At 62.1% G+C, this 2,463-nt stretch carries 3 protein-coding genes; all 3 read left to right on the forward strand.

Going from position 1 to position 2,463, the window contains the following annotated elements:
* Nucleotides 1-1,051: tRNA 2-thiouridine(34) synthase MnmA (gene mnmA, locus ACIPIZ_RS29275; protein ID WP_401168985.1), on the forward strand; the 1,051-nt coding region annotated here is incomplete at its 5' end.
* Nucleotides 1,048-1,671 (forward strand): high frequency lysogenization protein HflD, encoded by a 624-nt coding sequence (hflD, locus tag ACIPIZ_RS29280; protein WP_273915776.1) that lies wholly within the window; start codon nt 1,048-1,050, stop codon nt 1,669-1,671. The genes mnmA and hflD, both read left to right, overlap by 4 nt.
* Before the next feature lie 126 nt (nt 1,672-1,797).
* Nucleotides 1,798-2,463, forward strand: a 666-nt coding sequence (locus ACIPIZ_RS29285; protein ID WP_401168988.1) for a lyase family protein, incomplete at its 3' end; no start/stop codon positions are given.

Raw genomic sequence — 2,463 nt, forward strand, 5'->3', positions numbered from 1 at the left:
CGGTTCCGCTCTCCTGCTGATCGAGCAGGGTTATGAGGTGGAAGGCCTGTTCATGAAGAACTGGGAAGAAGACGACGGAACGGAATACTGCACCGCCATGGACGACCTGGCGGATGCTCAGGCTGTCTGCGACAAAATCGGTATCAAACTGCACACCGCCAACTTCGCCGCCGAGTACTGGGACAACGTGTTCGAGCACTTCCTCGCCGAATACAAGGCCGGGCGCACGCCGAATCCGGACATCCTGTGTAACCGCGAGATCAAGTTCAAGGCGTTCCTCGACTACGCCATGATGCTCGGCGCCGACCTGATTGCCACCGGCCACTACGTGCGCCGCCGCGACATCGATGGCCGCACCGAACTGCTCAAAGGCCTCGATCCGAACAAGGATCAGAGCTACTTCCTGCACGCCGTCGGCGGCGAACAGATCGCCAAGACCCTGTTCCCGGTCGGCGAACTGGAAAAGCCGGAAGTGCGCGCAATTGCCGAGAAATACGAGCTGGCGACCGCCAAGAAGAAAGACTCCACCGGGATCTGCTTCATCGGCGAGCGTCGTTTCAGCGACTTCCTCAAGCAATACCTGCCAGCGCAACCGGGCGAAATCAAGACCACCGAAGGCGAAGTCATCGGCCGTCACCACGGTTTGATGTATCACACCATCGGTCAGCGCCAGGGCCTCGGCATCGGCGGTTTGAAGGATGCCGGCGATGAACCGTGGTACGTGCTGCGCAAGGATCTCGACACCAACGAATTGATCGTCGGCCAGGGCAACAACCATCCGTGGCTGTTCTCCGGCGCCCTGCTCGCTTCGGAAATCTATTGGGTCAACCCGATCGACCTGAGCCAGCCGCTGCGCCTGACCGCCAAGGTGCGTTATCGCCAGAGTGACCAGGCCTGCACCCTGGAAAAAACCGCCAACGGCTACCGCGCCGTGTTCGACGAACCGCAACGCGCGGTGACGCCGGGCCAATCGGTGGTGTTCTATGACGGTGAAATCTGCCTCGGCGGCGGCGTGATAGAAGTGGCCGAGCCGTGGAGCGGCCAGGCATGAGCCCGACTCAGGAGCAACTGACGGCGCTGGGCGGCGTGTTTCTCGCCGCTGTGCTGGTCGACCGGATCGCCAAGACCGGCCAGACCAGCGAGGCCGGCCTGACCTGCATGCTCGGCAGTCTGCTGGTGCGCGACCCAAAGGACACGCTGGACGTGTACGGCGGCGACGATCTCAATCTGCGTGAAGGTTACCGAGCGCTGATCGGCGCCCTCGAACGCGACCCGAGTACGTTGCAGCGTGAACCGCTGCGGTATGCCCTGTCGATGCTCGGTCTGGAACGTCAACTGGCCAAGCGCGACGACATGCTCGACATCATCGGCAAGCGTCTGCCGCAGATCCAGTCGCAGGTCGAGCATTTCGGCCCGGCCCACGAAAACGTGGTCGCGGCTTGCGGTGCGCTGTATCAGGACACCCTGAGTACCCTGCGCCAACGCATCCAGGTGCACGGCGACATGCGCAACCTGCAGCAACCGAGCAACGCTTCGAAAATTCGCGCCCTGCTGCTCGCCGGCATTCGTTCGGCACGCCTGTGGCGACAGCTCGGCGGCCATCGCTGGCAGTTGGTGATCAGCCGGCGCAAGCTGCTCAAAGAGCTGTATCCGTTGATGCGCAGCGAGTAAACGCCACGCAATAAAAGCTTTGTAGTCTGTAACGCGTAATACGCCGGTCAGTTGGCAACGGACCGGCGGATTTTTTCATGTATGATACGCGCCCCATTTCGTTGCCCGACTGTCCGAGAACACCCCATGCAGCTTTCTTCGCTCACTGCGGTTTCCCCTGTTGACGGCCGCTACGCCGGCAAAACCCAGGCCCTGCGCCCGATTTTCAGCGAGTACGGCCTGATCCGTGTCCGCGTTCTGGTTGAAGTGCGCTGGCTCCAGCGCCTGGCCGCCCACGCTGGCATTCCTGAAGTGCCAGCCTTCTCCGCCGAGGCCAACGCCGTTCTCAATGAACTGGCTGAAAACTTCTCGCTGGAGCACGCCGAGCGCGTCAAAGAGATCGAGCGCACCACCAACCACGACGTCAAAGCGATCGAATACCTGCTCAAAGAGCAGGCGGCCAAGCTGCCGGAGCTGGCCCAGGTCAGCGAGTTCATCCACTTTGCCTGCACCAGCGAAGACATCAACAACCTGTCCCACGCCCTGATGCTGCGCGAAGGCCGTGACGACGTGATGCTGCCGCTGATGCGCCAGACCGCCGAAGCCATCCGCGAACTGGCCATCCGTTTCGCTGACGTGCCGATGCTGTCGCGTACCCACGGCCAGCCGGCTTCGCCGACCACTCTGGGTAAAGAGCTGGCGAACGTGGTTTACCGTCTCGAGCGTCAGATCGCTCAGGTCGCTGCCGTGCCGCTGCTGGGCAAGATCAACGGCGCCGTCGGCAACTACAACGCGCACCTGTCGGCCTACCCG

The sequence above is a fragment of the Pseudomonas sp. NPDC087690 genome, assembly GCF_044743175.1.
Classification (GTDB): domain Bacteria; phylum Pseudomonadota; class Gammaproteobacteria; order Pseudomonadales; family Pseudomonadaceae; genus Aquipseudomonas.